Source organism: Rhodoferax ferrireducens, from assembly GCF_003347515.1.
GTDB lineage: Bacteria > Pseudomonadota > Gammaproteobacteria > Burkholderiales > Burkholderiaceae_C > Rhodoferax.
On the sequence record NZ_QEII01000273.1, the window covers coordinates 33,458 to 59,470 of the forward strand.

The 26,013-nt window shown below is 58.2% G+C and carries 24 protein-coding genes; 23 read left to right on the forward strand and 1 reads right to left on the reverse strand.

Translation table 11 applies throughout. The features are described from left to right. The first annotated feature begins 3 nt into the window (after positions 1-3). The 14 genes from ispC (at position 4) to C5P05_RS13990 (ending at position 16,009) form a co-directional block, all read left to right on the forward strand. Positions 4-1,212 (forward strand): 1-deoxy-D-xylulose-5-phosphate reductoisomerase, encoded by a 1,209-nt coding sequence (ispC, locus tag C5P05_RS13920; RefSeq protein WP_114970450.1) that lies wholly within the window; start codon positions 4-6, stop codon positions 1,210-1,212. A gap of 21 nt (positions 1,213-1,233) precedes the next feature. Continuing rightward, complete coding sequence (rseP, locus tag C5P05_RS13925; protein ID WP_114970451.1) at positions 1,234-2,595, forward strand: RIP metalloprotease RseP; 1,362 nt, start codon at positions 1,234-1,236, stop codon at positions 2,593-2,595. Positions 2,596-2,644: 49 nt separating this feature from the next. Further along, a complete protein-coding gene (gene bamA, locus C5P05_RS13930) occupies positions 2,645-4,945 on the forward strand; it encodes an outer membrane protein assembly factor BamA (RefSeq protein WP_114970524.1) in 2,301 nt (766 codons plus the stop codon). Further along, complete coding sequence (locus tag C5P05_RS13935; protein WP_114970452.1) at positions 4,945-5,463, forward strand: OmpH family outer membrane protein; 519 nt, start codon at positions 4,945-4,947, stop codon at positions 5,461-5,463. Before bamA ends, C5P05_RS13935 begins: the two co-directional genes overlap by 1 nt. A 22-nt stretch (positions 5,464-5,485) precedes the next feature. Beyond that, positions 5,486-6,472: a UDP-3-O-(3-hydroxymyristoyl)glucosamine N-acyltransferase gene (gene lpxD / locus C5P05_RS13940; RefSeq protein ID WP_114970453.1), complete on the forward strand. Its 987-nt coding sequence runs from the start codon at positions 5,486-5,488 to the stop codon at positions 6,470-6,472. After that, positions 6,469-6,909, forward strand: coding sequence for a 3-hydroxyacyl-ACP dehydratase FabZ (fabZ, locus tag C5P05_RS13945; protein WP_114970454.1), 441 nt, complete (start codon positions 6,469-6,471; stop codon positions 6,907-6,909). Before lpxD ends, fabZ begins: the two co-directional genes overlap by 4 nt. Before the next feature lie 10 nt (positions 6,910-6,919). After that, positions 6,920-7,714 carry an acyl-ACP--UDP-N-acetylglucosamine O-acyltransferase gene (gene lpxA, locus C5P05_RS13950; protein ID WP_114970455.1) on the forward strand — a complete coding sequence of 265 codons (795 nt, stop codon included), beginning with the start codon at positions 6,920-6,922 and terminating at the stop codon, positions 7,712-7,714. 13 nt (positions 7,715-7,727) lie between these two features. Next, a complete protein-coding gene (gene lpxB / locus C5P05_RS13955; protein ID WP_114970525.1) occupies positions 7,728-8,861 on the forward strand; it encodes a lipid-A-disaccharide synthase in 1,134 nt (377 codons plus the stop codon). Then, entirely contained in the window at positions 8,833-9,477 is a 645-nt protein-coding gene (gene rnhB, locus C5P05_RS13960) for a ribonuclease HII (protein WP_114970456.1), read from the forward strand. The genes lpxB and rnhB overlap by 29 nt, the downstream gene beginning before the upstream one ends. Then, positions 9,474-10,268, forward strand: coding sequence for a TrmH family RNA methyltransferase (locus tag C5P05_RS13965; RefSeq protein WP_114970457.1), 795 nt, complete (start codon positions 9,474-9,476; stop codon positions 10,266-10,268). The genes rnhB and C5P05_RS13965 overlap by 4 nt, the downstream gene beginning before the upstream one ends. Positions 10,269-10,543: 275 nt before the next feature. Further along, the gene (gene carA, locus C5P05_RS13975) at positions 10,544-11,737 is read left to right on the forward strand and encodes a glutamine-hydrolyzing carbamoyl-phosphate synthase small subunit (protein WP_114970458.1); all 1,194 of its coding nucleotides are present in this window, start codon (positions 10,544-10,546) and stop codon (positions 11,735-11,737) included. After that, complete coding sequence (gene carB, locus C5P05_RS13980; protein ID WP_114970459.1) at positions 11,730-15,005, forward strand: carbamoyl-phosphate synthase large subunit; 3,276 nt, start codon at positions 11,730-11,732, stop codon at positions 15,003-15,005. The genes carA and carB overlap by 8 nt, the downstream gene beginning before the upstream one ends. Before the next feature lie 100 nt (positions 15,006-15,105). Beyond that, entirely contained in the window at positions 15,106-15,582 is a 477-nt protein-coding gene (gene greA, locus C5P05_RS13985; protein ID WP_114970460.1) for a transcription elongation factor GreA, read from the forward strand. A 4-nt stretch (positions 15,583-15,586) separates the two neighbouring features. Then, positions 15,587-16,009, forward strand: a complete 423-nt coding sequence (locus tag C5P05_RS13990) for a DUF4149 domain-containing protein (protein ID WP_114970526.1) — start codon at positions 15,587-15,589, stop codon at positions 16,007-16,009. On the opposite strand, the gene C5P05_RS13995 is transcribed toward C5P05_RS13990, so the two are convergent. Then, positions 16,006-16,479 (reverse strand): YhbY family RNA-binding protein, encoded by a 474-nt coding sequence (locus C5P05_RS13995; RefSeq protein ID WP_114970461.1) that lies wholly within the window; start codon positions 16,477-16,479, stop codon positions 16,006-16,008. The two genes, C5P05_RS13990 and C5P05_RS13995, sit on opposite strands and share 4 nt — an antisense overlap. 28 nt (positions 16,480-16,507) lie before the next feature. On the opposite strand from C5P05_RS13995, the gene C5P05_RS14000 reads away from it, so the two are divergent. From C5P05_RS14000 to C5P05_RS14040, 9 genes are all read left to right on the forward strand, one after another. Next, positions 16,508-17,182, forward strand: a complete 675-nt coding sequence (locus tag C5P05_RS14000; RefSeq protein ID WP_114970527.1) for an RlmE family RNA methyltransferase — start codon at positions 16,508-16,510, stop codon at positions 17,180-17,182. Between the two features lie 118 nt (positions 17,183-17,300). Continuing rightward, positions 17,301-19,223 (forward strand): ATP-dependent zinc metalloprotease FtsH, encoded by a 1,923-nt coding sequence (gene ftsH / locus C5P05_RS14005; protein WP_114970462.1) that lies wholly within the window; start codon positions 17,301-17,303, stop codon positions 19,221-19,223. Positions 19,224-19,341: 118 nt separating this feature from the next. Beyond that, positions 19,342-20,223 carry a dihydropteroate synthase gene (gene folP, locus C5P05_RS14010; RefSeq protein WP_114970463.1) on the forward strand — a complete coding sequence of 294 codons (882 nt, stop codon included), beginning with the start codon at positions 19,342-19,344 and terminating at the stop codon, positions 20,221-20,223. A gap of 25 nt (positions 20,224-20,248) precedes the next feature. Then, entirely contained in the window at positions 20,249-21,604 is a 1,356-nt protein-coding gene (gene glmM, locus C5P05_RS14015) for a phosphoglucosamine mutase (protein ID WP_114970464.1), read from the forward strand. A gap of 12 nt (positions 21,605-21,616) precedes the next feature. Next, positions 21,617-22,138, forward strand: a complete 522-nt coding sequence (locus C5P05_RS14020; RefSeq protein ID WP_420130752.1) for a GNAT family N-acetyltransferase — start codon at positions 21,617-21,619, stop codon at positions 22,136-22,138. A gap of 84 nt (positions 22,139-22,222) precedes the next feature. Beyond that, complete coding sequence (locus tag C5P05_RS14025) at positions 22,223-22,831, forward strand: hypothetical protein (RefSeq protein ID WP_114970466.1); 609 nt, start codon at positions 22,223-22,225, stop codon at positions 22,829-22,831. Between the two features lie 196 nt (positions 22,832-23,027). Next, positions 23,028-23,636, forward strand: a complete 609-nt coding sequence (locus C5P05_RS14030; RefSeq protein WP_114970467.1) for a TetR/AcrR family transcriptional regulator — start codon at positions 23,028-23,030, stop codon at positions 23,634-23,636. Then, positions 23,633-24,823, forward strand: a complete 1,191-nt coding sequence (locus C5P05_RS14035) for an efflux RND transporter periplasmic adaptor subunit (protein WP_114970468.1) — start codon at positions 23,633-23,635, stop codon at positions 24,821-24,823. The genes C5P05_RS14030 and C5P05_RS14035 overlap by 4 nt, the downstream gene beginning before the upstream one ends. Further along, complete coding sequence (locus tag C5P05_RS14040) at positions 24,820-26,010, forward strand: ABC transporter permease (protein ID WP_114970469.1); 1,191 nt, start codon at positions 24,820-24,822, stop codon at positions 26,008-26,010. Before C5P05_RS14035 ends, C5P05_RS14040 begins: the two co-directional genes overlap by 4 nt. Positions 26,011-26,013: the final 3 nt, after the last annotated feature.

The following is a 26,013-nucleotide window of genomic DNA, read 5'->3' on the forward strand; positions in this document are numbered from 1 at the left end:
TGAATGATATTGGCCAATAACGTGAAACAGCGCATCGCCATCCTTGGCTCGACCGGATCGATCGGCGTCAGCACCCTGGACGTGATCGCGCGCCATCCTGACCGGTTCGAAGTGTTTGCACTCAGTGCTTCAACACAGATTGACTTGATCCTGCAGCAATGTGTGCAGTTCAAACCCCTGTTTGCGGTGATGGCCAGCGAACCGCATGGCCACGTGCTGGAGCAGAAGTGTCGTGATCTTGGCTTAACGACGCGGGTTCTTTGGGGTGCGTCGGCCATTACCGAGGTCGCCTCCCATGAACAGGTCGATACGGTGATGGCGGCGATCGTCGGCGCTGCCGGCTTAGCGTCCTGCTTGGGCGCGGCACGGGCCGGCAAGCGTTTGCTGTTGGCCAATAAGGAAGCCCTTGTGGTGGGTGGCGATTACTTCATGCAGGCCGTCGTCAGGGGTGGCGCCAAACTGCTGCCGATTGATAGCGAGCATTCAGCTGTTTTTCAGTCACTGCCCGATGACGCCGCCGTCTGGTCCCAACAGATTGACAAAATTATTCTCACGGCCTCGGGGGGGCCGTTTCGGCAGCGCGATCCGCACACGCTGCGTGATGTGACACCGGAGCAGGCCTGTGCCCATCCCAATTGGGTGATGGGGCGCAAAATTTCCGTTGATTCCGCCACGATGATGAACAAGGCGCTGGAAGTCATTGAGGCACGCTACCTTTTCGGAGTCAACCCCGATCAGATCGAGGTTGTGATTCATCCGCAGAGTGTCATTCATTCGATGGTGCAGTACAAAGACAATTCCGTTGTCGCGCAACTCGGCACGCCGGACATGAAGGTCCCCATTGCCTACGGGTTGTCCTGGCCGGATCGCATGGCGTCCGGCGCCGCGGCCCTGGATTTCAGGGCCATGGCTGACATGACATTTGAATCACTGGACTCAAATGGGCATGAATTGCGCTTTCCTGGCTTGAAGTTGGCGTGGTCGGTTTTGCAGGCTCCGGCGGGGTCGACTGCGGTGTTGAATGCCGCCAATGAAGTCGCAGTAGCGGCTTTTCTTGACGGACATATTCGCTTCGATCAGATTCATGGGGTCAATCTGGAAACGCTTGAAACTGTCACCACGGCTGGTCCACAGTCACTGGAGGACCTGCTGGCTTTGGATGCGCTGTCCCGGGACGTGGCCCATCAGGTGGTTCGTCACATTGGCGTCTAACAAAGTGACCGCGGTGCGACCATGCTAACCCTTGCCGCATTTGTTCTCGCGCTGGGCCTTTTGATCGCTGTGCATGAATATGGGCACTACCGCATGGCAGTGGCCTGCGGTGTCAAAGTGTTGCGCTTTTCCATTGGTTTTGGCAAAACTCTATTTCGCTGGCAGCCCAAGGGTTCATCGACCGAGTTCATCCTTGCCGCTTTTCCGTTGGGTGGCTACGTAAAGATGCTTGACGAGCGGGAGGCACCCGTGGCTGACGGAGAGCGACATCTGGCGTTCAACACCCAGCCTTTGCGTTCACGCGTCGCCATCGTGGCGGCCGGCCCGGTTGCCAATCTGCTGTTGGCTGTATTGCTGTATGCGGTGGTGAACTGGAGTGGCGTGCAGCATCCCGCCGCGATACTGGCCAGCCCCGAGGCCGGGTCCATCGCGGAACGCGCCGGATTGAGCGGTGGTGAAAGGGTTCAGCGTGCCGGATTTGACGGCAGCGAACTTAAGGATATTGAGTCGTTTGAAGACTTTCGCTGGTTTCTGACCCGGGGTGCGCTGGAGGGACAGGATGTGCGCTTGCTGGTGACTCGGCCTGAACGCGGGAGCAGCGGGGATGTGCTGCTGAAACTCAGCGCCATGGACGCCAGCGAGGCCAACGCTGAATTGTTTCGCAAGATCGGGGTGGTCGGTCCTTTCACCCGTCCCGTGATGGGTGAAGTGGTCGTTGGTTCTGCGGCCGATAAAGCGGGTTTGCGCAATGGCGATGTGGTGCGACAGGTGGGGTCGGTGTCTGTGGTGGATGGGCAGCAACTGCGCCAGCTTATTCGGTCGTCGGTCTTGAATGGTAAGTCGGTATCTGCCGCCTGGAAAATCAACCGCGGCGGAGCGGAACTCGAAGTCACCGTGACGCCTGAAGTCAAGCAGGAAGGCGAGCTTATGGTCGGAAAAATTGGTGCCTATGTTGGGGCGATGCCGGAACTGGTGATGGTGCGATACGGCGCTATGGATGGCTTGTGGCGGGGCGTGGTTCGCACCTGGGATGTCTCAGCACTGACGCTCAGAATGATGGGGAAGATGGTGGTCGGAGAAGCTTCGCTGAAGAATCTCAGTGGCCCCTTGACGATAGCCGACTATGCGGGCAAGTCGGCTGGCATGGGTCTCACGCAGTACCTGTTGTTTCTTGCCTTGATCAGCGTCAGCCTCGGCGTTTTGAACTTGCTCCCGTTGCCCGTTCTGGACGGTGGCCACCTGATGTATTATCTTTGGGAAGGTCTCACGGGGAAACCCGTCTCCGACGCTTGGATGGAGCGCTTGCAGCGAGGCGGTGTCGCAATCCTGTTGCTTATGATGTCGATCGCCCTCTTCAACGATATCACCCGCTTATTTGGCTAAATGTCTGGTGCTGGCAATCGGCACCGGCTTGATCTTTTCAGTATTAAAAATGCAATTCAATCGTTTTCCTCTGCGCTCCGTGTCTGCCGTGGCGTCCCTGCTTTTTGCGGCCAGTACGGCTTGGGCCGTTAACCCGTTCACCGTGCGCGATATTCGGATTGAAGGCCTGCAACGTGTGGAGCCGGGAACCGTTTTCGTGTCATTGCCGGTTCGAGTCGGGGATATCTATAACGATGAAAAAGGTTCTTCTGCGATCCGGACTCTTTTTGGGTTAGGCTTGTTCAAGGATGTGCGCATTGAAGTCAGCGGTGACGTGTTGGTGATTGTTGTTGAGGAGCGCCCCACAGTCGCCGATGTTGAGTTCGTCGGCACTAAAGAGTTTGACAAGGACGTTCTCAAGAAAGCCCTGCGTGATGTGGGGCTGGCCGATGGCCGCCCCTTTGACAAGGCGCAACTTGACCGGGCTGAGCAGGAGCTCAAGCGGCAGTACATCAACCGCAGCCTGTACGCGGCGGACGTGGTGACGACGGTCACTCCGATTGAGCGCAATCGGGTCAACCTGACATTCACGGTGGTTGAAGGCGATCCGGCAAAAATCAGTGAAATACGGATCGTCGGTAACAAGGTGTTTGGCGAGTCGACGCTGCGTGGATTGTTCGATCTTGATACGGGCGGCTGGCTGAGCTGGTATACCAAATCAGATCGCTATTCACGTGCCAAACTCAATGCAGATATTGAGACTCTGCGATCGTACTATTTGACTCGGGGCTATCTGGAGTTCAAAGTGGATTCGACCCAAGTTGCGATTCTGCCCAATAAAACTGACATTGGCATCACGATCAACATCACGGAAGGCGAGCGTTTTGTCGTGAGTGGCGTCAAGCTGGAGGGAAACTTCCTCGGCAAAGACGATGAGTTCAAGTCGCTCGTGACGATTCGACCGGGGCAAGCCTATAACGCGGACGAAGTGGCTAAAACCACCAAGGCTTTTACCGATTATTTCAGTAATTTCGGCTTTGCCTTTGCGCGGGTGGAAGCTCGCCCTGAAATTGATCGTGCCAACAATCGTGTTGCACTGGTTTTGCAGGCAGATCCGTCCCGCAGGGCCTATGTCCGGAAAATCAATGTGGCAGGTAACAATCGTACGCGTGACGTGGTCGTGCGCCGGGAGTTCCGGCAGTTCGAGGCGTCGTGGTATGACGGCGACAAAATTAAACTGTCGCGCGATCGCGTCGATCGCCTGGGCTACTTCAGCCAGGTCGGTATCGAGACGCAGGAGGTGCCAGGTTCGCCGGATCAAGTGGACCTGACGGTCAATGTTGTCGAAAAGCCGACCGGTAGCCTGAGTCTGGGCGCCGGCTTCTCAAGCGGCGACGGGCTTGGGCTTTCATTCGGGCTGAAGCAGGAAAATGCATTTGGTTCGGGCAACTCGCTTGGCGTCCAGATCAATACCAGCAAGGTTAATCGCGCCATCGTCTTCAGCACGACGGATCCCTATTTCACGGAAGATGGCGTGTCCCGCAGCATTGACGTCTATCACAGGACAACCAGCCCCTATCAGGATCAGAGCTACTACCAACTTGTCACGTCTGGCGGCAGCTTGCGCTTTGGCGTGCCCTTCACCGAGACCGATACGGTCTATTTTGGTGCGGGACTTGAGCAAACGACCATCGTGCCGGGCACGTTGCTGCCAACGTCATACCAGGCGCACATCGATGAATTTGGTCCCACCAGTTTGGCGGTTCCTTTGACAATTGGCTGGTCGCGTGATCGCCGTGACAGCGCATTGGCGCCCAACTCTGGCCGCTACCAACGTGCAAATGCCGAGTGGTCGCCAGCGGGCGACGCCCGTTACCTGCGGGCGACGTACCAATACCAGGAATTCATTCCGATCAACAAGCAATTCACGGCGGCGTTCAATGGCGAGTTGGGTTGGGGTGCGGCTGTTGGAGACCGCTCCTACCCGGTATTCAAGAACTTCTATGGCGGTGGACTGGGTTCGGTGCGTGGATTTGAGCAAGGCAGTCTGGGGCCACGGGATGTGAGCGGAACCTCGGTGGGGGGGACCAGAAAGGTGAATCTGAACGCTGAACTTCTGACGCCGTTCCCAGGCGCCGGCAACGACCGGACTTTGAGGATGTACGCTTTCCTTGATGTGGGTAGTGTGTCCGGCCCGGACGGTGGCTTGGCCATTAACGAAAACGCAAACAGTCTGCGCTCATCCGTCGGTGTGGGTATCAGCTGGATATCGCCGGTAGGGCCTTTGCGTCTGGCATTCGCCAAACCCATTAAAAAGTATGATGGCGATAAAATACAGACCCTGCAATTTCAGATCGGAACGACTTTCTAATGAACTATTTATTACGTCGATGCAATGCCACTGCTCTGCTATTGGGGCTGCTGGTCACCGCGCAGGTTCAGGCACAAGAGTTCCGTATTGGCTTTGTCAGTACCGACCGGATTTTCAAGGAAGCGAGTACAGCCAAGGCTGCACAGGCCAAGCTTGAGCAGGAATTCTCGAAACGCGAGAAAGAGCTCGTTGATCTGGGCGCTTCGTTGAAATCGATGGCCGACAAATTTGAGCGTGAAGCGCCGACTTTGCCCGAAGGGCAGCGTGCGACCCGCCAGAGGCAGTTGGTGGATCAGGATCGTGAGTTTCAGCGCAAGCGTCGCGAATTTCAGGAAGACCTGAATGCCCGGAAGAATGAGGAATTGCAGCAAGTACTCGAGCGCGCCAACAAGGTCGTGAAGCAGGTGGCTGAGACTGAAAAGTATGACCTTGTTCTGCAAGAGGCGGTCTATGTCAATCCAAAGCACGACATCACCGACAAAGTCATCAAAGCGTTGAACTCGGGTAACGCCAAATAAGCGCGCCCAAGGCAAGTGACGTGTGAGCTTAAGTCTAGGGTCGATTGTCAATGCACTTGGGGGGGAGCTTCATGGCGACGCTGGCCTCGCGATTGAGGGCCTGGCCCCGCTTGAGACGGCGAGCCCTCAGCACTTAAGTTTTCTCAGTCATCCCAAGTACCAGAGCCAATTGGCGCTGTCAAAAGCCGCCTGCGTGATCGTGAGTCCCCAGATGCGCGCCACTGCGTTGTTGCGCGGCGCATGCATTGTGTCAGACCAACCCTATCTGTATTTCGCCCGCGTTACACAGTTGTGGAAGAAAAACCTGTCACAAGCCGTGCGGCCATGGGTGCACCCCAGTGCGGTGATTGACCCCGAGGCCTTTATCCATCCCCTGGCCCGTATTGGGGCCTTGTGCGTGATTGAACGGGGGGCGCACATTGGCGCCGACACCGAACTCAAGGCACGGGTGACTGTGGGTGAGAACTGTATTGTTGGCGACAGGTGCTTATTGCATTCCGGGGTTGTCATCGGCGCAGATGGTTTTGGTTTTGCCCCCAACGCGGGCACCTGGGAAAAAATAGAACAATTGGGGGCCGTTCGCATTGGCAACGATGTTGAAGTTGGGGCCAATACCTGTATTGATCGCGGTGCCCTGCAGGACACGGTCATTGAGGAGGGTGTCAAGCTCGACAACCTGATACAGATCGGCCACAACGTGCACATTGGAAAACACTCGGCACTGGCGGGTTGTGTGGGCGTGGCGGGCAGCGCCACCATTGGGGCGCATTGCACCATCGGTGGCGGCGCGATTGTGCTGGGGCACCTCGCGCTGGCCGATGGGGTCAATATTTCTGCGGCAACCGTGGTGACCCGGTCGATTCGCAAGCCGGGGCATTACACCGGCATGTTTCCCCTTGACGACAATGCCGCCTGGGAAAAAAACGCCGCATCACTCAAGCAGCTGCATAGCCTGCGCGATCGAATTCGGTCGTTGGAAGATAAACTAAAAATACTGGAACACCCATGATGGACATTCACAAGATTCTCAAGCAATTGCCGCACCGTTATCCATTCCTCTTGGTTGACCGGGTGCTGGCGATTGACAAGGGGAAAAGCATTAGGGCCTTGAAGAACGTCACCATCAATGAGCCGTTTTTTGAGGGACATTTCCCGCATCGACCCGTGATGCCGGGTGTGCTGATGCTTGAAGCCCTGGCGCAAGCCGCAGCGCTGCTGGCTTTTGATGCGGTCGGGTCTTCCCCGACCGATGACATGATTTACTACTTTGCGGGCATTGACGGCGCCCGCTTCAAGCGTCCGGTGGAGCCTGGTGACCAGTTGATTCTCGAAGTGGAGTTGTTGCGCATGAAAGCCGGCATTTTCAAGTTCAAGGGGCGTGCCCTGGTGGCCGACGAGCTCGCCGTGGAAGCCGAGCTGACCTGCGCCATGCGCGCCGTCGCTTAAGGAGTACCGGGTGACTGCGATTCATGCCACAGCCATTGTTGATCCGGGGGCCGAGCTTGATGGCTCGGTAACGGTCGGGCCGTACACCGTTATTGGTCCTCACGTCAAGGTGGGGGCCGGCACCACCATTGGTCCGCATTGTGTGCTGGAAGGGCATACCACCATCGGGCGCGATAACCGCATATTCCAGTTCAATTCGCTGGGCGCCATTCCACAGGATAAAAAATATGCGGGCGAGCCCTGTGAGCTTGTTATTGGTGATCGCAATACTATTCGCGAATTTTGCACCTTCAATATCGGGTCGCCGGGGGACTCGGGCGTCACTCGGGTGGGCGATGACAACTGGTTCATGGCATACGTGCATCTGGCGCACGATTGTGTTGTGGGGAGTAACACCATTTTTGCCAATAATGCGTCGTTAGCGGGCCATGTGCATGTGGGGGACTGGGTGGTCCTGGGCGGCTTTACGGCAATTCGGCAGTTTTTGAAAGTCGGCGCCCACAGCATGACCGCTATGTGCACGATGATGTTGGCCGATCTGCCGCCTTTCGTCATGTGTCAGGGCCAGCCGGCGCAAGCCCGTTCCATGAACTACGAAGGGCTGCGCCGTCGTGGTTTTTCGCCGGAACGGATTGCTGTCGTCAAAACCATGCACAAAGCCTTGTACCGCGATGGCCTGACCTTGCAGGCAGCCTGTGAACGCATTGCGGAGTTGGCAAAAACAAGCCCCGAGTCGGCCCCGGACGTTGAGATGATGCTTTCATTTTTAGAGCAGTCATCACCCCAGCGCGGCATTGTGCGCTGAAATGAAGGTTGCCATGGTGGCAGGGGAAGCGTCAGGTGACTTGCTGGCGGGTTTGCTGTTGGACGGTTTGCGCGAGCGCTGGCCCGCGATGAATGCAGCGGGTATTGGTGGCCCCCAGATGGCCCGGCGCCGCTTTGAGGCTTGGTGGCCCCATGACAAATTGTCGGTACACGGCTACGGCTGGGAGGTGCTACGTCGTTACCGCGAGATTGTGGGCATTCGCAATCAGCTTAGAGAGCGGTTAATACTGCAGCGCCCGGACGTGTTCATCGGCGTAGACGCACCGGATTTCAATCTTGACCTTGAGGCCGCACTGAAGGCGCAAGGGATCAAGACTGTGCATTTCGTGTCGCCGTCGGTTTGGGCCTGGCGCCCGGAGCGCGTTGAGAAGATCCGTCTGAGCGTGGATCATGTGCTGTGCATCTTCCCGTTTGAGCCTGCCTTGCTGGCGCAGCACGGCATTGAGGCGACCTATGTTGGTCATCCGCTGGCCAATGTCATCCCCATGGTGCCGGACCGCTCGGCTGCGCGGGCGGCACTGGGACTGGCGGATGAAGACCACGTGGTCGCCATTTTGCCCGGCAGTCGAAAATCCGAAATCAAACACTTGGCTTTAAGGTTCTTTCAGGCAGCAGCCCTTATGAGACAAACGCAGCCAGCTATTAAATTCATAGTTCCTGCGGTGCCGGCCCTGAAGGCGGAAATAGAGCAGGCCGCCCGCGCCAGTGGGCTGTCGGAGCACCTGCAGATCGTTGAAGGCCAGTCCCACACGGTTTTGGCCGCATGCGATGTCACCTTGATTGCCAGTGGTACCGCCACGCTGGAAGCCGCCTTGTTCAAGCGCCCCATGGTGATTGCTTACCACATGGGCTGGCTGTCATGGCAACTCATGCGGCGCAAACAGCTCCAGCCGTGGGTCGGTTTGCCCAACATTCTTTGCCGCGAATTCGTGGTGCCCGAATTGCTGCAAGACGCCGCCACGCCGCGGGCCCTGGCCGATTCGGTGCTGGCCTGGCTGGGCGCCAAGGTCACAGCGCCTGAGAAAATCGCCGCTCTTCAACACAAATTCGCTGCGTTGCATGTGCAACTGCAGCGCGACACCCCTCGAATAGCCGCTCATGCGATCCAGCAATTACTCCAAGGCTGATCAAGCCGCCAGCCAACAAGCCGAGTTGATTTGGCACGTACCCGGCTTGGTCGCCGGCGTGGATGAGGCCGGGCGCGGTCCGCTGGCCGGGCCTGTGGTCGCTGCTGCCGTCATTCTGGATGACCTGAACCCCATCAAAGGTCTGGCAGATTCCAAAATACTCACCGCGCTGCGGCGTGAAAAGTTGTTTGATGAGATCCGCGCCAAGGCCTTGTGCTGCTCCATTGCCGAAGCCAGCGTTGAAGAAATTGAGCAGCTCAACATTCTGCAGGCCACGCTGCTGGCCATGCGTCGGGCGGTCGAGGGCTTGCGACTCAAGCCGAAAAAGGTGCTGGTGGATGGTAACCGCCTGCCGGTCCTGGACATGCTGGCTGAAGCCATCGTCAAAGGTGATGCCACCGTGCCCGCCATTTCAGCGGCCTCCATTCTGGCCAAGGTGTATCGCGACCGCTGGTGTACCGAGTACGACAGGCAGTTCCCGCAATACGGTTTTGCCAGGCACAAAGGCTATGGCACCGCCGAGCACCTAGCGGCCTTGCAGGCGCATGGGGCGTGTCCGCAACATCGCAAGACGTTTCGCCCGGTCACTGAAGTCTTGCGTGAGGCGTCGCCATGACCGCGCCGCAGGTCCAGCACATCACGTCAAAAGACAATGCTTTACTCAAAGACCTGCGTCGCTTGTCGCAGGACAACACGGCTTACCGCAAACAGGGCCGCTTTTGGGTCGAAGGCGACCACTTGTGCCGGTCCGCACTGGTGAGGGGTGCAAAGCCAGCTGTGGGCATTTTTTCAGAATCTTTTTGGCCTCTAGCCCCCGCAGAATGGGCGCAAGCAGCTATAAAAAACGTAGTAATTCCCGATGCCTTCTTTCACGACATCAGCGGCCTGGAGTCGCCTGCCAGCATGGGTTTCGTGTTCGATCTGCCGCCAAACGCAGCTTTGCAACCCCAGATGGCTTCGGTCATTCTGGATCGCGTGCAAGACGCCGGCAATGTCGGCTCCATTCTGCGCAGTGCGTCGGCCTTTGGTTTCAAGCAGGTCATCAGCCTCAAAGGCACTGCCGCGCTGTGGAGCCCCAAGGTCTTGCGCGCAGGCATGGGCGCCCATTGGGGTTTGCAGCTGATCGAAGGCGTGGCCTTGTCCGCGTTGGCCGCGTTGGCCATTCCCATCGTGGTCACCAGCTCGCATCGCGGTTCTTTCCTGCACCTGGCGCTACAAAATAATGAGCTCCCCACGTCGTGTGCATGGGCGCTCGGACACGAAGGGCAGGGCGTCAGCGCGGAGCTGGAAGCGCTCGCCCGCCTGCATGTACGCATTGCCCAGCCCGGTGGGGAAGAATCACTGAACGTCGCCGCCGCCGCCGCCATCTGTCTGCACGCCAGCGCGACGGCATTCCACGCGGGCTGAGCGCCGCCGGGCCGACCCACTACGTTAAAACCCCTCGGAGGCAGCGAGCAGCGGCCGCCGCGCCGGGCCGCCCCAAGCAAGGCCAGCCCCCTTGGGGGGCAGCGCAGTACACGCAGTGACAAGCGTGGGGGCAATACTTGCTCGGCTATAATAAGAGGCTTCACCGCACCCCGTACGCCTAGAGCTGTCTCAAGCCAAATCCCTTCGAAAAGCAAGCCAAGAGTTGTCTCTTGAGCGCGTTTGGGCGTACCCGAAAACCCCATCCGGAGAACCCAGTGCTTTTGTCTTTACAGGGAACATTTCCCCCCGCCATTTTGGCGCTCGCAGACGGCACGGTGTTTGTTGGAAATTCCATCGGGGCCGCTGGCTCCACCGTCGGCGAGGTGGTGTTTAACACCGCCATGACCGGCTACCAGGAAATCCTCACAGACCCGAGCTACTGCCAGCAACTCGTCACACTCACTTATCCACACATCGGCAACTATGGCGTCAACACGCAAGATATTGAAGCCGCCAAGGTGCATGCCGCCGGCCTGATCGTCCGGGACGTGCCGCTGGTGGTGTCCAATTTCCGCGCCAACATGACCTTGCCGCAGTATCTGGCGCAGCAGAAAACCGTTGCCATCGCCAACCTTGACACTCGCCAGTTGACGCGCCACCTGCGCACTCAGGGTGCGCAAAACGGCTGTATTCTGGCTCTGGCTGCGGGCGAAGCCATCACCCAGGCTGCCATTGATCGTGCGTTGACGCTGGCGCAGGGCGCGCCCAGCATGGCTGGTGCCGACCTGGCCAAAGTGGTGTCGTCCGAGACGGCCTACGAGTGGACGCAGACTGAATGGCAGTTGGCGCATCCGCAACTGGATGGCAAGCCCGGCTATGGTGAGCAGACTCGTCCAATGTTCCACGTTGTCGCTTACGATTTTGGTGTCAAGTTCAACATCTTGCGTATGCTCGCCGAGCGTGGTTGCAAGATTACCGTGGTGCCTGCGCAAACCAGCGCGGCCGAGGCGCTCAGCCACAAGCCCGACGGGATTTTCCTGAGCAACGGCCCGGGCGATCCCCAGCCGTGTGACTACGCTATCGCGGCCGTGGCCGAGTTGATCGAGTCGGGCATACCCACTTTCGGCATCTGTCTGGGCCACCAGATCATGGCGCTGGCGTCCGGTGCCAAGTCGTTCAAGATGAAGTTTGGCCACCACGGCGCCAACCACCCGGTGAAAGACCTGGATACCGGTCGCGTCAGCATCACCAGCCAGAACCACGGTTTTGCGGTCGATGACAAGACGTTGCCCGCCAATCTGCGCGCCACCCACATCAGCCTGTTTGATGGCACGCTGCAGGGTCTGGCCCGCACCGACAAGCCAGCGTTTTGCTTCCAGGGTCATCCCGAAGCCTCACCCGGACCGCACGATATTGCCTATTTGTTTGACCGCTTCACCGCGCTGATGGAGACCCGCAAAAATGCCTAAGCGCACAGACCTTAAATCCATCCTCATCATTGGCGCGGGCCCGATCATCATCGGCCAGGCCTGCGAGTTCGACTACTCTGGCGTGCAGGCCTGTAAGGCGCTGCGGGAAGAGGGCTATAAAGTCATCCTGATCAACAGCAACCCCGCCACGATCATGACCGACCCGGCCACGGCTGACGTCACCTACATCGAACCCATTACCTGGCAGACGGTCGAGAAGATCATCGCCAAGGAGCGCCCCGACGCGATACTGCCTACCATGGGCGGCCAGACGGCGCTGAATTGCGCGCTCGACCTGTGGCACCACGGCGTGCTGGAAAAATACAATGTCGAACTGATTGGCGCCAGCCCCGAGGCCATCGACAAGGCGGAAGACCGCCTGAAGTTCAAGGACGCCATGACCAAGATTGGTCTGGGCTCGGCCCGCTCGGGCATTGCGCACTCCATGGAAGAAGCCTGGACGGTGCAAAAAACACTGGGTTTCCCCACCGTCATTCGCCCCAGTTTCACACTCGGTGGCACCGGCGGCGGCATCGCCTACAACTCGGAAGAGTTTGAGGTGATTTGCAAGCGCGGCCTGGAAGCCTCGCCCACGAATGAGCTGCTGATTGAAGAGTCGCTGCTGGGCTGGAAAGAGTATGAGATGGAAGTGGTGCGCGACAAGGCGGATAACTGCATCATCATCTGCTCGATCGAAAACCTGGACCCCATGGGCGTGCACACCGGCGACTCCATCACCGTGGCCCCGGCGCAAACACTGACCGACAAGGAATACCAGATTCTGCGCAACGCCTCGCTGGCCGTGCTGCGCGAAATTGGGGTGGACACCGGCGGCTCCAACGTGCAGTTCTCCATCAACCCCGACGACGGGCGCATGGTGGTGATCGAGATGAACCCGCGTGTGTCACGCTCCTCGGCCCTGGCCTCCAAAGCTACGGGTTTCCCGATTGCCAAAGTGGCAGCCAAGCTGGCCGTTGGGTATACGCTGGACGAACTGCGCAACGACATCACGGGTGGCACCACGCCAGCAAGTTTTGAACCCAGCATTGACTACGTGGTCACAAAGATTCCGCGTTTTGCGTTTGAGAAATTCCCGGCTGCCGACAGTCGCCTGACGACGCAAATGAAATCGGTGGGCGAAGTGATGGCCATCGGCCGCACTTTCCAGGAGTCATTCCAGAAAGCCCTGCGCGGACTGGAAGTCGGGGTGGACGGCATGAATGAAAAAACCCAAGACCGCGAAGTGCTGGAGAAGGAACTGGGCGAACCCGGTCCCGAGCGCATCTGGTACGTGGGCGACGCATTTGCGCAAGGCATGAGCGTGGAAGAAGTTTTTGCGCTGACCAAGATTGACCGCTGGTTTCTGGTGCAGATCGAGCAAATCGTCAAGATCGAACTGGAGCTGGAAACGACCACGCTGGAGGCCATTGATGCGCCCACTCTGCGTGCGCTCAAGCAGAAAGGTTTCTCTGACCGCCGCTTGGCACGTCAGTTGAAAACCACCGACACCGCCATTCGTGAGAAGCGCCTCGCCCTGGGCGTGCGCCCGGTGTACAAGCGCGTGGATACCTGTGCAGCCGAGTTTGCCAGCAACACCGCCTACATGTATTCGACCTATGAGTCGGAAGGCTCGGAATGTGAAGCCGCGCCCACGGACAAGAAAAAAATCATGGTGCTCGGCGGTGGTCCGAACCGGATCGGTCAGGGCATCGAGTTTGACTACTGCTGCGTGCACGCGGCCCTTGCCATGCGCGAAGATGGTTACGAGACCATCATGGTCAACTGCAACCCCGAGACGGTCTCGACCGACTATGACACCTCGGACCGCCTGTATTTCGAGCCACTCACGCTCGAAGACGTGCTCGAAATTGTCGACAAGGAAAAGCCGTACGGCGTGATCGTGCAGTACGGTGGCCAGACGCCACTCAAGCTGGCGTTGGATCTGGAAGCCAACGGCGTGCCCATCATCGGCACCTCGCCCGATATGATTGACGCCGCTGAAGACCGTGAGCGCTTCCAAAAGCTGTTGCACGAGCTGGGCCTGCGCCAGCCGCCCAATGCCACGGCCCGTACCGAACCCGAGGCGCTGGAAAAAGCGGCCGCCCTGGGTTACCCGCTGGTGGTGCGTCCCAGCTATGTGCTGGGTGGCCGTGCCATGGAAATCGTGCATGAGCAGCGCGACCTGGAGCGTTACATGCGCGAGGCCGTCAAGGTCAGCCATGACTCGCCGGTGCTGCTCGACCGCTTTTTGAATGACGCCATCGAGTGCGATGTGGATTGCATTCGGGACGCTGGCTCTAACGGCTCTGAAGGCGCGACCTTTATCGGTGGTGTGATGGAACACATCGAACAGGCTGGCGTGCACAGTGGCGACTCGGCCTGCTCGCTGCCGCCCTACAGCCTTAGTGCCGAGACGGTGACTGAGATCAAGCGCCAGACGGCAGCCATGGCCAAAGCTTTGAATGTGGTGGGCCTGATGAATGTGCAGTTTGCCATCCAGAATATCGATGGCAAAGACGTGATCTTCGTGCTGGAGGTCAATCCGCGAGCTTCGCGCACCGTGCCATTTGTGTCCAAGGCTACCGGCATTCAACTGGCCAAAGTGGCAGCGCGCTGCATGGTGGGCCAGTCGCTGGCATCGCAGGGTATCAGGAACGAGGTGACACCGCCGTACTTCAGTGTGAAAGAAGCGGTTTTCCCCTTCGTCAAGTTCCCCGGTGTGGACACGATTCTCGGCCCCGAGATGAAATCTACCGGCGAAGTGATGGGCGTGGGTAAAACGTTTGGCGAGGCCTTTGTGAAATCGCAAATGGGCGCCGGTACCAAACTGCCCAGGCCGTTCACGGCAGCGGGTGAACCCTCGGGCAAAGTCTTTATTTCGGTCAAGAACAACGACAAACCCCGTGCGATCGAGGTGGCCCGTGCGTTGACTACCATGGGTTTCTCCGTGCTGGCGACCAAGGGCACAGCGGCGGCCATGAGCGCCGCCGGTGTAACGTGTGGCGTGGTCAATAAGGTCACCGAAGGTCGGCCACACATTGTGGACATGATCAAGAACAATGAAATTGCGCTGGTCATTAACACAGTGGAAGAGCGGCGCAATGCCATTGCCGACTCACGTCAGATTCGCACATCGGCTTTGCTGGCCCGGGTCACGACCTTTACCACGATTGCCGGGGCCGAGGCCGCGGTGCAGGGCATGGCACATATGGATCAACTGGACGTGATTTCTGTGCAGGAAATGCATGCGCAGTTGGCTGCTGCTTGATTGTGGGTTGACTATCGCGGCATAATCAGTCCCTCTAGATACCGCCGAACGGCAACGCTCGGCGGTATCTTTTTTTATAGACACACCAACGGAGCAGTACGTGGCGACCATTCCCATTACCAAGCGCGGCGCTGAAAAGCTCAAGGCCGAGCTGCACAAACTCAAGACCGTTGATCGCCCTTGGGTCATTAACGCCATTGCCGAGGCGCGCGCCCAGGGCGACCTGAGTGAAAACGCTGAATATGAAGTCGCCAAAGACCGTCAGGGCTTTATCGAAGGGCGCATTCAAGAGGTCGAAGGCAAGTTGTCTGCGTGCCAGATCATTGATCCCGCCGATCTGGATGCCGAAGGCCGCGTGGTGTTTGGTGCCACCGTGAAGCTCGAAGATGAGGATTCGGGCGACGTGGTGACGTATCAGATCGTCGGGGAAGACGAAGCCGACATCAAACTGGGGCTGGTCAACATTGGCAGCCCGATTGCCCGCGCCTTGATCGGCAAGGAGCAGGGCGACACCGCAGAAGTCCAGGCGCCGGGTGGCGTCAGGCGCTATGAAGTGGTGGCGGTCAGCTACGTCTAATTTGATGCCGCGGCTGCAGATCTGGGTAGCGGCTCTGTGGTGGGCCAGCCTGACCACGATCGGGTTTTTGGTGGTGCCGATGCTGTTTGTGCATCTGCCAACACCGGCAATGGCGGGTGGCATGGCCGCCAAGCTGTTCACGTCTCAAACCTGGGTGTCGAGTATTTGTGGCCTGGTTTTGCTGCTGCTGTTAAATAAGCGGTCAAATCAACCTCTAGCCCTTATCCGTAGAGCGCAAGCAGCTATGCTATTCATAGTGGCTGGGATGATTTTGGCGCTGTTGTCCGAGTTCGCGGTGGCGCCCAGAATTGTGGCCCGGGACAATTTGCGTTTGTGGCACAGTGTTGGCAGCATGCTGTATTTGCTGCAGTGGGTGTGCGCTGCGGTGACATTTGGCAAGTTGATGCCACCGCGTCAGACGGACTAAGTCTGGCTTTGTTTCTTGATGCTGATCTGCTTTGGTTTGGCCCGTTTGACCGAGCCACCGGCGGTGAGGCGCTGATTGCCAAGAACGCGCAAAGTTTTCACTTCCGGACGCTGGCCACCTCGTTTGCTGTACTTGAGTACTTTGAAGTCGCGTGGACCAGGCATACGGTCTTCATCGACCGTTTTTTCCTTGTCAGGCATGGGTCGCCAGAGCACCAGGAGTTTGCCGATGTGCTGAATGGGTGCGGCGTTGAGTTCGTCGGCCAGGGTTTGAAACATGGCTTCCCGCGCTGCGCGGTCGTCGGAAAAGACGCGAATCTTGATCAGTCCATGGGCGTTCAAGGCAGCGTCCGCTTCCTTTTTGACGGCGGCGGTGAGCCCATCACCGCCGACCATCACGACAGGGTCGAGGTGATGGGCTTCGGAGCGCTGTTCTTTGCGTTGGGCAGGGGTCAATTGAATTTGGGGCATGCCGGTATTATCGGTCACGAAGGTAAAAATGAAAGTCAAAACTAAAGGCAGCAAGGTCAACCGGGCGTGGATCAACGACCACGTCAATGACCCTTACGTCAAACTGGCGAAACTGGAGGGCTACCGCGCCCGTGCCGCCTATAAGCTCAAGGAAATCGATGAAACGCTTCATTTGATCAAGCCGGGGCAACTGGTGGTTGATTTGGGCTCAACCCCCGGTGCCTGGAGTCAATACGTGCGACGCAAGATGTCACCCAAAACGGCAACCAGCGGTGGTGCAGCCGTGGGGGCGTTGAACGGTACCATCATCGCATTGGATATCCTGCCCATGGAGCCAGTGGAGGGCGTGCTGTTCTTGCTGGGGGATTTTCGTGAGCCGGAAGTTTTGCAGCGATTGACCGATGAGATGAGGGGGCGTCAGGCGGATATTGTGGTGTCAGACATGGCGCCCAATTTGTCTGGAATTGCATCGGCCGATACTGCACGCATTGAAAACCTGGTCGAGCTGGCGCTTGAATTCGCCCAGAACCACATGAAGCCGCAAGGTGCGTTGGTTGCCAAAGTTTTTCATGGCGGTGGCTACGACCAGCTTGTGAAGCGATTCAAGGAGACATTCTTGGTGGTCAAGCCGATCAAACCCAAAGCCTCCCGTGACAAGTCATCAGAAACTTTTCTGGTCGGCTTGGGTTTGAAGTCGAGCTGAATTCCATACTTTACCTGTGGCTGAATATATGAAAAGCCCATCTGGTGCGTCTTGAAACGCCTAAAATAGCTCCCAGTTATGTTCAGTCTTCTAATTTGCGTCCGTATTGGAGCCTCGCTTGAATAATCAGTGGTTCTCGAAAATTGCCGTCTGGCTTGTGATTGCCCTCGTGCTTTTTACTGTATTTAAACAGTTTGACACGCGGGGTACGGCGGGTGCAAGTTCGCTGGGGTACTCCGATTTCCTGGAAGAGGTTCGGGGCAAGCGCATCAAGAGCGCCATCATCCAGGAAGGTCAGGGCGGTACTGAGATTGTTGCCGTAACCAACGATGACCGCAAAGTAAGAACAACGGCTACCTACCTCGACCGCGGTCTGGTGGGCGACTTGATTGCCAATGACGTCAAGTTTGATGTGAAGGCCCGTGAGGAAGGTTCCCTGCTGATGACGTTGCTGGTCAGCTGGGGCCCAATGTTGTTGCTGATCGGTGTTTGGGTCTACTTCATGCGACAAATGCAGGGTGGCGGCAAAGGTGGGGCGTTCAGCTTTGGCAAAAGCAAGGCACGAATGCTTGACGAAAGCACCAACCTGGTTACCTTTGCTGATGTGGCGGGTTGCGATGAGGCCAAGGAAGAAGTCAAGGAGGTGGTGGATTTCCTGAAAGATCCAGCCAAATTTCAGAAGCTTGGCGGTCGGATTCCCCGTGGTTTGCTGCTGGTCGGCCCACCTGGAACCGGTAAGACACTGTTGGCCAAAGGTATTGCTGGCGAGGCCAAAGTGCCTTTCTTTTCGATTTCTGGCTCCGACTTTGTCGAAATGTTTGTGGGTGTGGGTGCTGCCCGGGTACGCGACATGTTCGACAACGCCAAGAAAAATGCCCCCTGCATCATCTTCATTGATGAAATTGATGCAGTCGGTCGCCAACGTGGCGCCGGTCTCGGCGGCGGCAATGACGAGCGCGAGCAAACGCTGAACCAGATGCTGGTGGAGATGGATGGCTTTGAGACCAACGTCGGCGTGATCGTGGTGGCTGCCACCAACCGTCCCGATATTCTTGATGCCGCGCTGTTGCGCCCGGGGCGTTTTGACCGGCAGGTGTATGTCACTTTGCCAGATATTCGTGGCCGCGAACAGATTCTCAATGTGCATATGCGCAAGGTGCCTTTGGGCCAGGACGTCAATGCGGGTGTTATCGCACGTGGCACGCCCGGCATGTCGGGTGCCGACCTTGCCAATCTGTGCAACGAAGCTGCGCTGATGGCTGCACGCCGTAACGCACGCACGGTGGAAATGCAGGACTTTGAGAAAGCCAAGGACAAAATTCTGATGGGACCTGAGCGCAAGAGCATGGTCATGCCGGAAAGCGAGCGCAAGAACACGGCGTACCACGAGTCTGGGCACGCCTTGATTGGCAAGTTATTGTCCAAGTGCGATCCGGTTCACAAAGTGACCATTATTCCGCGTGGTCGCGCTTTGGGTGTCACCATGAGCCTGCCAGCTCAGGACCGTTACAGCTATGACAGCGAATACATGCTCCACCAGATCAGCATGTTGTTTGGAGGCCGTATTGCTGAAGAGGTGTTCATGAACCAGATGACGACTGGCGCCAGCAATGACTTCGAACGTGCGACTCACATTGCGCGTGACATGGTGACCCGTTACGGCATGACCGATGCCTTGGGCCCCATGGTTTATGCTGAAAACGAGGGTGAGGTATTCCTTGGTCGCTCTGTAACCAAGACGACCAATATGAGCGAGCAAACCATGCAGAAGGTGGATGCCGAGGTTCGCCGCATCATTGACCAGCAATACAGTCTGGCGCGCAAGCTCATCGAAGACAATCAAGACAAGATGCATGCCATGGCGAAGGCTTTGCTGGAGTGGGAGACCATTGACAGCGACCAGCTTGATGACATCATGGCTGGAAAAGAGCCCCGTCCTCCGAAAGACTGGACACCACGCATCCCGTCCTCAGGCGGCGACAGCAGCAGTGGTGGTGCACCGCCGGTAGTTAAGCCCGACGCGGCGCCTACTGCAGCCTAAAATCGGTGTTCTTTGACAAAACGGGGCTGGAGACAGCCCCGTTTTTGTTTTAGTCAATGCCGGTATCGGTCTCGCGGTAATGCACAATTTCCGTTCCACCCAAAATACTCGCTTCTCCATGAAATGGAACACCACTCGATTCCTTGTTGATTTGACGACACCCAAAGTGATGGGGATTGTCAATGTCACGCCCGACTCATTCTCGGACGGTGGGCAGCATGCCTCCACTTCGATGGCTTTGCAGCATTGCGAAAGGTTGCTCAAGGACGGGGCAGATATTCTGGACATTGGCGGTGAGTCCACTCGTCCAGGCGCCTCACCCGTATCACTGAGAGACGAGCTGGCTCGCCTGCTGCCGGTCATACGTGACGCTGTCAAGCTGGGTGTGCCGGTATCTGTCGATACGTATAAGCCGAAAGTCATGCAAGCCGTACTGGACCTCGGGGTCGACATCATCAACGACATATGGGCCTTGCGCTGGACTGACCCTGTGACCGCTCCGTTGGATGGCATGCAAGTTGTGTCACGACACGCCGGCTGTGGTGTTTGCCTGATGCACATGCATCGGGAGCCAATGACCATGCAGATGACTCCCATGGAAGGAGATATTGTTCCGCAGGTGCTATCGTTTTTGGAGCTTTCAGCCGAACATCTGCAGGGGCTAGGTGTCGAAAAGAGTCGGATTGTCATCGACCCGGGAATCGGGTTTGGCAAAACCGTAGCGCAGAACTTTGCACTGCTGGCACGGCAAAGTGAATTGCTGAATGCTGGTTATCCACTGTTGGCAGGTTGGTCGCGAAAATCTTCATTGGCTGCGGTCATCGGCATGGCAACAACCCCGACGGCCACGGACGGCCTTCATGGACGTATGGTTCCCAGCGTGGTCGCTGCCGTGCTGGCGATCGAACGCGGTGCCTCGGTGGTTCGTGTGCATGATGTGCGGGAAACCGTGCAGGCAGTCAAGGTGCTGAATGCCATAAAACAAATAGCAATTAGTTGAATAAATCAAAGGGCAAGGGTACAAAATGAGTAGAAAGTATTTCGGAACAGACGGCATTCGCGGTACTGTGGGGCAAGCACCCATCACGCCTGATTTTGTGCTGCGTCTGGCACACGCTGTGGGCCGTGTACTCAAGAAATCTGAAGCGCGACCGACAGTGTTAATTGGCAAAGACACCCGAATCTCTGGCTATATGCTGGAGAGTGCGCTGGAGAGCGGTTTCAACTCTGCCGGTGTGGATGTGGTGCTGCTGGGCCCCTTGCCGACGCCTGGCGTGGCTTACCTGACCCGGACTCAGCGGGCTTCGCTGGGTGTGGTCATCAGCGCCAGTCACAACCCCTTCGCCGACAACGGCATCAAGTTTTTTAGTGCCCAGGGCACCAAGCTATCTGACTCCTGGGAGCGTGACGTAGAGTCCGCATTGGACGAGGCTCCCGTATGGGCTGACTCTGCTAGTTTGGGCAAGACGCGTCGCCTTGACGACGCGGCTGGCCGCTATATCGAGTTCTGCAAAAGTACCTTTGCCAACGACCTCACGCTCAAGGGCGTGAAGATTGTGGTCGATGGCGCGCACGGCGCGGCTTACCAGGTGGCCCCCAAGGTGTTTCACGAGCTGGGCGCCGAGGTCATATCCATCGGTTGTTCGCCTGATGGTCTGAACATCAACCATGAGGTAGGTGCAACACACCCCCAGGCGCTGGTTGCGGCGGTCAAGTTCCATGGTGCGGACTGCGGCATTGCTCTGGATGGTGACGCCGATCGGCTGCAACTGGTGGATGCGCAGGGCCGTTTGTTCAATGGCGACGAGATCCTTTACCTGATGGTCAAAGAGCGGCTGTCGCGTGGCGGAAAGGTTTCCAGCAAGCGTGCCAGCGAAGTGGTGCCAGGGGTGGTGGGAACGCTCATGACCAATATGGCTGTGGAGCTTGCCTTGAAGGCCAAGGGTGTACAACTGGTACGCGCCAAAGTGGGTGACCGTTACGTGCTGGAAGAGCTGGAGCAACGCGGCTGGCTGCTTGGCGGCGAAGGATCGGGTCACTTGCTGGCTTTGGACAAGCACACCACGGGAGACGGCCTGATTTCCGCCTTGCAGGTGTTACAAGCCTGCATGCGCAGCGGCCAGACACTGGCTGAATTACTGGCGGATGTGACACTTTTCCCCCAAATCCTGATCAATGTACGCCTCAAACCAGGGCAGAACTGGGAAGCCAGTCCGCATTTGACCGATACCACCCGAGCAGTGGAGGCCGAGTTGGGTAATACAGGCCGCGTGCTGATTCGTGCAAGTGGCACCGAACCGCTGGTGCGTGTGATGGTTGAAGCGCGTGATGCCGACCAGGCCAAAGCCTGCGCCCAGCGCATTGCCGACACACTTGCCTGAAAGGGAATGAGTATGACCCCGGATAACGCTCTGGCCTTTCGGATCTGCCGTGCCGATTACGCCAATCCCGACCATGCGGACGCCTTGCTGAGCCTGCTGGACGCTTATGCCAGGGATCCAATGGGCGGTGGCCAGCCCCTGAGTGAGTATGCATTGGCCAATCTGATTCCCGCCCTTGCGGCTCGCCCGCAGGCTTTTAGTGTGTTGGCGTTTGGTTGCGCGGGCAATGTCGTCAAAGAGATTCCGGTCGGGCTGGTGAACTGTATCGAAGGCTTCTCCACTTTTGCCTGTCGACCTTTGGTGAATGTTCACGATGTGGCGGTGTTGCCTGCCTTTCGGGGGCAGCGTGTCGCCGAAAAAATGCTGGTAATGGTTGACGAGATTGCGCGCGAGCGTGGGGCCTGCAAGCTCACTCTTGAGGTGCTGCAGGGCAACGCTGGCGCCATCAAGCTTTATCACCGTGTCGGATTTGCCAATTATCAACTTGATCCGGCCGTGGGACAGGCACAGTTCCTGCAAAAATGGCTTCTCTAGCTGCTCCGGTCGGGTAGGGCCTTGGCTCGCGCCAGCTGTGTGAATTTAGTATGTTGGTTCCGTGAAATCTAACTGGAGATAGCCATGACAAACTGGAGTGAACTGACTCCCCGCGAAAAGCTTGTGGGGCTACGCAACGCTGTAAAACGGCAGGTCTCGCCTGGGGTCTATCGTTACGCTTTCGTACACGATGACATCGAAATCGACAATCCCTCAATGGATGCCACGGGGCGCTACTTCGTGTCACCTCGCGAATACGGCTTTGCCATCCGGGGTTTTCCAGAGGGCAAGACGGCCTGGGCCCGGGATTTCGACAATGGCTCCATGCTGGTGGTAAACGCCGACGGGCTATCTCATGTTCTGTCGCCCAAAGTGCCTGCCCGGATATTGTTTGTTGCGACGAACGGCACCTTGCTCCAGGACACCGGCAATGTTCTGCGCATGCCGCAGCACACGCCGGAGTTGGTTACGGTTCGACTCATTGTCAATGCCACCTTCGATCTTCATGGCGAATCGCCGGAAAGTGCACGCGTGTTGCTGATGCGCATGGTGGACCGCGCATTGCTCAGTGGTCCGTTGTCCGGTGAATCGGATGCGACCGTCATCGAGCACACGTTTGAGTTGGGCGCGGTGATTGCCAACGAGACGTCCAGTTCCGGCGATACCGATTTTTCCCAGTTGCTAGATATCTGATTGGCCTCATGTCCTCAGCTCGTATTCAGCCTTGCGCAGCGACGTCACCGGCTTAACTTAATCAAATACCATTCCGACATCTCAAGTGAGATGGGGTACCTCTTCGGTTCCGTGGGTGAAGCGGAGATTTGACGCAGCAGGGCCTCTTGGTTATCATGGGAAGTAATTAAATACTTACCAATTTCACCGGATATTCATGCAACCTGCAGGCACCCGTTTACCGACAGAAGCACGTCGTGCAGAGATCGTGGCCGCGGCAGTGCGGCTGGCTCAAGAGCGCAGTCCTGCGGCCATCACCACGACCGATCTGGCCAGTGCTGTGGGACTGAGTCAGGGAGCGCTGTTCAAGCACTTTCCCTCGAAAGAGGCGGTCTGGCTGGCAGTCATGGCATGGGTCGCAGAACACCTGCTCCGATCACTAGATGAAGCGGCGCAGCAGGCCGCCACGCCCCTTGACGCCCTGCGTAGCGTATTCGATGCGCATGTCGAGTTTGTCGTGACCTTCCCCGGTGTGCCACGCCTGATCTTCCACGAACTGCAGCAGCCCCTGGACTCTCCTGTCAAGCGGCAGACGCGCGACCTTCTACAGGGCTACCGCCAATTGCTGCTGCGCCTGCTTCAGGCCGCCGTGCAGCGTGGCGATGTGCCTGCAGATCTCGATGCGCCAGCGGCCGCCACCCTGTTTGTCGGGATTGTGCAGGGCCTGGTCATGCAGTCCATGTTGGGCGGCCAGATTTCCACCATGCGGGTGGAAGCCCCACGTATCTTTCATCTTTATCTGCGCGGTATCCGCCCACTTCCATGAAACTGAAAGTCCTTTCTTCCAAAGTGCTCCTGCTCAGCCTGTTGGGTCTTCTGCTGCTGCTTGCCATCGTGTTCGTCATCCGGCGCGCCGGGCCACTGGCCCCTGTGCGTGTGACGGTAGTCCAGGCTATTGAGGGCTCGCTGACACCGGCCCTGTTTGGCATTGGCACGGTGGAGGCGCGCCGCAGTTACCTGATCGGGCCCACCGCCGCTGGCCGCGTGTTGCGCGTAATGGTGGACGCAGGCGACGCGGTCAAGGCAGGCCAGCTGCTGGCCGAGATGGATCCGGTAGACCTGGACAACCGCCTCTTGGCGCTCGACGCGTCGATGGCACGCGCGCGCAGCACGGTTGCGGCGACCGACGCGCAGAGCGCTGATGCGGCGGCGCGTCACGAGCTGGCCGCCACCAATGCGCGCCGCTATGTTGATCTGGCTCAGCAAAGCTTCGTCAGCGCCGGCGCTGTGGAAGCGAAATTGCAGGAACAAACATCGGCCGCGGCCGGTGCCAACGCGGCGCAGGCCAATCTGTCGGCTGCACGGCATGATTTCACACGGTTGACGGCCGAACGGGCTGCACTGGCGCAGCAGCGTCAAAACGTGCGTCTCCTGGCCACACAGGACGGCGTGGTTCTGTCGCGCGACGCCGAACCGGGCTCCACCGTGGTGGCAGGGCAGTCGGTGTTCAAGCTTGTGGACCCCGCCAGCCTTTGGGTCAAAGCCCGTTTTGATCAGGGCCGTTCGGCCGGCCTCACATCAGGTCTACCCGCCGATATCGTGCTGCGCTCCAGTGCCGCCACTGTGCTAACTGGCAAGGTGGCTCGCATAGAACTGCAGGGCGACAGCGTGACGGAAGAGCGCATGGCCCAAATTGCATTCGATGTATTGCCTGCGGGCGTGTCGATTGGTGAGTTGGCCGAGGTCACGCTCAAGCTGCCCGCCACACCGCGTTCGTTGCTGCTACCCAATGCGGCTATCCGGCACCAGGGTGGTCAGACCGGTGTTTGGGTCCTGGATAGCGACAGCCTGCAGTTCGTGCCACTGCGTCTCGGTCAGGCCAGCCTGGACGGACAGGTGCAGGTGCTTGATGGTTTGAAAGCTGACGCCCGGGTTGTGGTTTACAGCGAGAAGGAAATAGATACGCACAGCCGTATCCAGGTAGTGCAAAGCCTCGTGCAGGGCGCACCATGATTAGTCTGGCCGGCCGCGATATCCTGCACTCTTGGCGCAAGTTCGTTTTCACGGGCGCAGGTTTGGGGCTGCTGATCGGCGTCACGCTGACTATGGCTGGCGTGTACCGCGGCATGGTGGACGATGCCCGCGTGCTGCTGACCAATAGCCGGGCCGACCTTTGGGTGGTGCAGAAGGACACGCAGGGCCCGTATGCCGAATCTTCCAGCCTGCGCGATGACTTGGTCCGGTCTGTTCTGGGCATGCCGGGTGTGGCGCGTGCCGCCAACGTGACCTATCTGACAATGCAGGTGCGACGCGAGTCCACAGACGTGCGTGCCATGGTGGTGGGTGTTGAACCGGGTCAGCCCGGTGAGCCGGGCTACCTTATTGCGGGCCGCCACATGACACGAAACCATTACGAGGCCGTGGCCGACGTGAAGACGCGTTTTCGCGTGGGTGATCGGATCAGGATCCGACGTCATGAGTACAGTGTGGTTGGGCTGACGCAGCGCATGGTGTCATCCGGGGGCGACCCGATGGTCTTTATCCCGCTGGCTGACGCTCAGGAGGCGCAGTTCCTGAAGGACAACGACGCCATTGTTAACGACAGAGCGCGTACCGCCGCCAACCCCGCATTGAATCGCCCGGGCGTGCCCGGCCTGCTGGAGGCCATTCAGGCCTCGCAGAGCAGCAACCACAACGTCAACGCCGTGCTGGTGCAAGTCCGGCCCGGCTTCGGACTCGATCAGGTGGCCGAACCCATCCGCCGCTGGAAGCACCTGCAAGTGTTCACACGCGCGCAAATGGAGGACATCCTGGTGGTCAAGCTGATAGCCAACTCTGCCAAGCAGATTGGAATGTTCCTGGTGATCTTGGCCATTGTCAGCGCAGCCATCGTGGCCTTCATCATCTACACCATGACGCTTGGCAAGCTGCGCGAGATTGCCGTGCTCAAGCTCATCGGCACGCGCAGCAGCACCATTGCCAGCATGATCCTGCAGCAGGCCCTGGGCCTCGGGTTGATCGGCTTTGTCGTCGGCAAGGTTGCGGCGACTGTCTGGGCGCCGATATTTCCGAAATATGTGCTGTTGGAAACGGGAGACGCCGTGACGGGTTTTTTCGCCGTCATGGTCATCTGTGCGTTTGCCAGTACGCTCGCCATCCGCGTGGCACTGCGCGTTGACCCAGCGGCGGCCATTGGATAAGAA

Coding starts and splice junctions, on each gene's coding strand:
- C5P05_RS13995 (WP_114970461.1), bottom strand. CDS start 16,479: ATGCCCCAAATTCAATTGACCCCTGCCCAACGCAAAGAACAGCGCTCC.
- C5P05_RS14025 (WP_114970466.1), top strand. CDS start 22,223: ATGACAAACTGGAGTGAACTGACTCCCCGCGAAAAGCTTGTGGGGCTA.
- rnhB (WP_114970456.1), top strand. CDS start 8,833: ATGCGATCCAGCAATTACTCCAAGGCTGATCAAGCCGCCAGCCAACAA.
- folP (WP_114970463.1), top strand. CDS start 19,342: ATGAAATGGAACACCACTCGATTCCTTGTTGATTTGACGACACCCAAA.
- fabZ (WP_114970454.1), top strand. CDS start 6,469: ATGATGGACATTCACAAGATTCTCAAGCAATTGCCGCACCGTTATCCA.
- ispC (WP_114970450.1), top strand. CDS start 4: ATGATATTGGCCAATAACGTGAAACAGCGCATCGCCATCCTTGGCTCG.
- C5P05_RS13990 (WP_114970526.1), top strand. CDS start 15,587: ATGCCGCGGCTGCAGATCTGGGTAGCGGCTCTGTGGTGGGCCAGCCTG.
- lpxB (WP_114970525.1), top strand. CDS start 7,728: ATGGTGGCAGGGGAAGCGTCAGGTGACTTGCTGGCGGGTTTGCTGTTG.
- C5P05_RS14030 (WP_114970467.1), top strand. CDS start 23,028: ATGCAACCTGCAGGCACCCGTTTACCGACAGAAGCACGTCGTGCAGAG.
- C5P05_RS13965 (WP_114970457.1), top strand. CDS start 9,474: ATGACCGCGCCGCAGGTCCAGCACATCACGTCAAAAGACAATGCTTTA.
- C5P05_RS14000 (WP_114970527.1), top strand. CDS start 16,508: ATGAAAGTCAAAACTAAAGGCAGCAAGGTCAACCGGGCGTGGATCAAC.
- C5P05_RS14040 (WP_114970469.1), top strand. CDS start 24,820: ATGATTAGTCTGGCCGGCCGCGATATCCTGCACTCTTGGCGCAAGTTC.
- C5P05_RS14020 (WP_420130752.1), top strand. CDS start 21,617: ATGACCCCGGATAACGCTCTGGCCTTTCGGATCTGCCGTGCCGATTAC.
- rseP (WP_114970451.1), top strand. CDS start 1,234: ATGCTAACCCTTGCCGCATTTGTTCTCGCGCTGGGCCTTTTGATCGCT.
- carB (WP_114970459.1), top strand. CDS start 11,730: ATGCCTAAGCGCACAGACCTTAAATCCATCCTCATCATTGGCGCGGGC.
- glmM (WP_114970464.1), top strand. CDS start 20,249: ATGAGTAGAAAGTATTTCGGAACAGACGGCATTCGCGGTACTGTGGGG.
- C5P05_RS14035 (WP_114970468.1), top strand. CDS start 23,633: ATGAAACTGAAAGTCCTTTCTTCCAAAGTGCTCCTGCTCAGCCTGTTG.
- bamA (WP_114970524.1), top strand. CDS start 2,645: ATGCAATTCAATCGTTTTCCTCTGCGCTCCGTGTCTGCCGTGGCGTCC.
- C5P05_RS13935 (WP_114970452.1), top strand. CDS start 4,945: ATGAACTATTTATTACGTCGATGCAATGCCACTGCTCTGCTATTGGGG.